4 protein-coding genes and 1 pseudogene are annotated in these 4,197 nt (G+C 67.7%); 4 read left to right on the forward strand and 1 reads right to left on the reverse strand.

The window, feature by feature from the left end:
- Positions 1 to 166 (forward strand): annotated as a pseudogene (locus tag AC1DSO_RS24475) (DUF3052 domain-containing protein); the annotation flags it as partial.
- A gap of 6 nt (positions 167 to 172) precedes the next feature.
- On the opposite strand, the gene AC1DSO_RS24480 reads toward AC1DSO_RS24475, so the two are convergent.
- Positions 173 to 1,756, reverse strand: coding sequence for a flavin-containing monooxygenase (locus AC1DSO_RS24480; protein ID WP_477071287.1), 1,584 nt, complete (start codon positions 1,754 to 1,756; stop codon positions 173 to 175).
- 59 nt (positions 1,757 to 1,815) lie between these two features.
- On the opposite strand from AC1DSO_RS24480, the gene AC1DSO_RS24485 reads away from it, so the two are divergent.
- Genes AC1DSO_RS24485 through AC1DSO_RS24495 form a run of 3 tightly spaced genes read left to right on the forward strand, consistent with a single transcriptional unit; the run spans position 1,816 to position 4,033 of the window.
- Positions 1,816 to 2,709, forward strand: coding sequence for a DMT family transporter (locus AC1DSO_RS24485; protein ID WP_477071284.1), 894 nt, complete (start codon positions 1,816 to 1,818; stop codon positions 2,707 to 2,709).
- Entirely contained in the window at positions 2,706 to 3,434 is a 729-nt protein-coding gene (locus AC1DSO_RS24490; protein WP_477071285.1) for an N-acetylmuramoyl-L-alanine amidase, read from the forward strand. Before AC1DSO_RS24485 ends, AC1DSO_RS24490 begins: the two co-directional genes overlap by 4 nt.
- A complete protein-coding gene (locus tag AC1DSO_RS24495) occupies positions 3,434 to 4,033 on the forward strand; it encodes an FMN-binding negative transcriptional regulator (RefSeq protein ID WP_477071286.1) in 600 nt (199 codons plus the stop codon). Before AC1DSO_RS24490 ends, AC1DSO_RS24495 begins: the two co-directional genes overlap by 1 nt.
- Positions 4,034 to 4,197 lie beyond the last annotated feature (164 nt).

The raw sequence follows: 4,197 nt of genomic DNA on the forward strand, positions 1-4,197 counted from the left end.
CACCGATGTGCTGAAGGCCGCGCGCGGCTTTGGCCTGTCCGACACCAAGGTCTGCGCCTTTTCCAAGACGCACACAGCGCTGCGGTTCGTGAAGCGCAAGACGCCGAAGGCCGCGCCGGCGGCGGTCCCGAAGGTGGAAGACGAAGCGTTCGACGACGAGGAGTAGGGCGCGCTACGCCGCCGCCATCGCCTTCGCGCCTGTTTTCCGCCCGAACTGCATCACCCCGTCCTCGACCTTGCCCAGCCGCAGCGCGGCCAGGTCGAGGGCGTAGTTCTGGTGCACCTTCCAGGGCTTGCGCAGGCCTTGTTTCGGGAATTGGCCGATCGAGCGGGTGACGTAGCCGGAGGTGAAGTCCAGCCACGGCGCGACCTCCATCTCGCCGTCCACGCGCGGCACGCAGTAGTCCGTGCGGGTCCGGCTCATGTGGTTCAGCAGGCGGCAGACATATTCGCTGGTCAGGTCGGCCTTCAGCGTCCAGCTGGCGTTGGTGTAGCCGAACGCCGAGGCCAAATTCGGCGCGTCGCTGAACATCATGCCCTTGTAGCTCATCGACTGGGACAGGTCGGCGACCTTGCCGTCGACCACCACCTCCATGCCGCTCAGCAGCTGCATCTGCAGTCCGGTGGCGGTGACGATGATGTCGGCGTCCAGGGTCTTGCCCGACTTCAACTGGATGCCGGACTCGGTGAAGGTCTCGATGTGGTCGGTGACCACCGAGCTGGTCCCGGCCTTGATCGAGTCGAACAGGTCGGCGTCCGGCACCAGGCACAGGCGCTGGTCCCAGGGATTGTAGCGCGGGGTGAAGTGGGTCTCGACGTCGTAGTCGGGTCCCAGGTGCTGGCGCACCAGGCCCAGCAGCTGTTGCTTGATCTTCTCGGGCTTCTTGCGCGCCAGGTTGAAGAACAGCATCTGCATCAGCACGTTCTTCCAGCGGGTGATCCCGTAGGCGGTCATGGCCGGCAGCTTGGACCGCAGCCAGTTGGCGACGCCGTCCTCGGCAGGGCGCGAGACCACATAGGTCGGCGAGCGCTGCAGCATGACGACATGGCCGGCCGTCTTGGCCATCTCGGGGACCAGGGTCACCGCCGTGGCTCCGCTGCCGATCACCACCACCTTCTTGCCGGCGTAGTCGAGGTCCTCGGGCCAGTGCTGCGGGTGGACGATCCGGCCCTTGAAGCGTTCGGCCCCGGGGAAGTCGGGCGTGTAGCCGGCCGAATAGCGGTAGTAGCCGGCGCACATGTAGAGGAAGCCGCAGGTGAACGTGACGGTCTGGCCGTCGTGCTCGGCCTCGACGGTCCAGGTGGCGGTCTCCGTGGACCAACGGGCGCGCTTGACCAGGTGCTGGAAGCGGATGTGGCGCTCGACGTCGTGTTCGCGCGCGGTCTCGCGGACATAGGACAGGATCGAAGGCCCGTCGGCGATGGCCTTGGCGGCCCTCCACGGCTTGAACGAATAGCCCAGGGTGTACATGTCGCTGTCGGAGCGGATGCCCGGATAGCGGAACAGGTCCCAGGTGCCGCCGATCGCCTCGCGCCCTTCCAGGATGGCGTAGCTCTTGCCGGGGCAGTTCTTGGTCAGGTGATAGGCTGCGCCAATCCCCGACAGGCCCGCGCCCACGATCAGTACGTCGACATGTTCCATGAGCGACCAGTCCTCCCCGGCGCCCGACGGTTGACCCGGCGTAGCGGTATGTGAACAGTGTTCACGAACAAACGACCGTTTTGACCGAACGTCAACCGCGACGAGCCGCCTGATGTCGGCGCTTCGGTGGTTTTGATTGCGGGCGGAAGAGGCGGGGGCTTAAGCGGTATCTCATGTCCCTTCGCGACTTCGGCGTCCTGGTCCTCGTCTGCCTGGTCTGGGCCAGCAACAACATCATCTCGAAGATCGTGGTCGCCCATTGGGGCGTGCCGCCGCTGTTCTACGCGGCGGTGCGCTTCTCGCTGGTCGCCCTGGCGACGCTGCCGTGGCTGCTGCCGGCCCCGAAGCCGACCTGGCGGATCGTGGTGGTGGCGCTGCTGATGGGGGCGGGCAACTTTGCCCTGCTGTTCATGGGCTTCAAGACCGCCTCGCCGTCGGCCGCCTCGGTGGTGATCCAGCTGGGCGTGCCGTTCACGACCCTGCTGTCGGTGCTGATGCTGGGCGAGACCATCCGCTGGCGGCGGGGCCTGGGCATGGCCCTGACCCTGGCCGGCGCGGTGACGGTGATGTGGAGCCCGCACGGCCTGGAGCTGTCGCCCGGCCTCTGGCTGATCGTCGCGGCCGCCTTCGCCGGGTCCCTGGGGGCGGTGATGATGAAGCAGGTCGAGGGCGTCAAACCGTTGCAGTTCCAGGCCTGGGTCGGCTTCTGCTCGCTCTGGCCGCTGGCGGCGATGAGCGCGGCGATCGAGCCGGGCCAGGTCGCGGCGGGGATCCATGCCGGCTGGCCGTTCGTGGCGGCGGTGGTGTTCTCGGCCCTGGTGGTTTCGGTCGTGGCCCATACGGCCTATTACGGACTGATCCAGCGCTACGAGGCCAACCTGATTGCTCCGCTTACCCTGCTGACGCCGCTGTTCACCATCGGCCTGGGCGTCATGGTCACCCACGACCATTTCGACCTGCGGATGGGGATCGGCGCCGGCCTCGCCTTGACCGGCGTTCTGATCATCGCGCTTCGGCGGAATCAGGTCATGCCGTTGCTGATGTCGATCCGGAACCGCGCCCAATGAGCGTCACCATCATCGAGGCCCCGTCGCCCAATTTCGATGCCCGCAAGGCCGTGCCGGACATGGTGGTGCTCCACTATACGGGCATGGAAACGGGCGAGGCCGCCATCGCGCGGCTGCGCGATCCGGAAGCCAAGGTCTCGGCCCACTACTGCGTGGAAGAGGACGGTCGGATCCTTCGTCTCGTGCCGGAAGAGCGCCGGGCCTGGCACGCGGGCGCGGCCTTCTGGAAGGGCGTTAAGGACATCAACTCGGCCTCGATCGGCGTCGAGATCGTCAATCCCGGCCACGAGTTCGGCTACCGCCCGTTCCCCGAGGCCCAGGTCGCCGCGGTGATCAACCTGCTGGCCGACGTGCGCTCGCGCTGGATGATCCCCGACAGCCGCATCCTGGGCCATTCCGACATCGCCCCGGCCCGCAAGGTCGACCCGGGTGAGCTGTTCCCGTGGAAGCGTCTGGCCGAGAGCGGCCATGGCCTGTGGATCGAGCCGGCCCCGTCGCCCGGCGCGCCGCTGGGCCAGGGCGAGGAGGGGACTGGGGTCTTCGCCCTGCAGGCCGGATTGACCCGCCTCGGCTTCGACTGCGCTCCCACCGGCAAGTACGACGAGTGGACCGCCACGGTCGTCTCGGCCTTCCAGCGTCACTGGCTGCAGAGCCGCTTCGACGGCATCGCCGACGGGGAGACCCGGGCGCGGCTGGTGGGCCTGCTGCGCGCGGCGGCCGACTGATGCACCCGGCCCAGGCCTTTCGGGTCGAGGACCGAGCGACCCTGCTGGACTTCATCCGCGCCCATCCGTTCGTGACCCTGGCCGCCAGCGTCGGCGGCCGGCCGATGCTGGCCCAGGCGCCGGTGGTGATCCGCGACCTGGGCGGCGAGCTGGCGCTGGATTTCCATCTGTCGCGCGGCAACGCCCTGACGCCGCACCTGGTGCGAGGCTTCCGCACCGTGGCCCTGGCGACGGGCTCGGACGCCTATGTCAGCCCCGACTGGTACGAAAGCGCCGACCAGGTCCCGACCTGGAACTACCTGTCGGTCGAGGCCGAGGGCTCGGTCGCGCCGCTGGACGACGGCGAATTGATCGCCCTGCTGGACGACCTCTCGGCCCAGGAGGAGGCGCGTCTCCTCCCGAAGACGCCCTGGACCCGGCACAAGATGAGCGACGGCCGTTTCGAGGCCATGCTTCGCGGGATCGCCGGCGGACGGCTGTTCGTCGAGCGGCTGGAGGGGACGTTCAAGCTCTCGCAGAACAAGAGCGAGGCCGATCGGCTGGGCGCGGCGACGGGGCTGGGGGATCATCCGATCGCCGGTCTCATGAGGAATTCCTAATCCGCGTCATCCCGGCCGCAGCGAAGCGGAGAGCCGGCAACTGTGTTTACGGCTGGAATGAGAGTTGGTCGCGCAGGAGGGCGTTTGCGGTGACGAGGAGCTTTCGGGCGATGGCGATGAAGGCCAGCTTTGGGGGTTTTCCGGCGTTTCGCAGGGCTTGGTAG

The sequence above is a fragment of the Caulobacter sp. P4_E5 genome, from assembly GCF_056401555.1.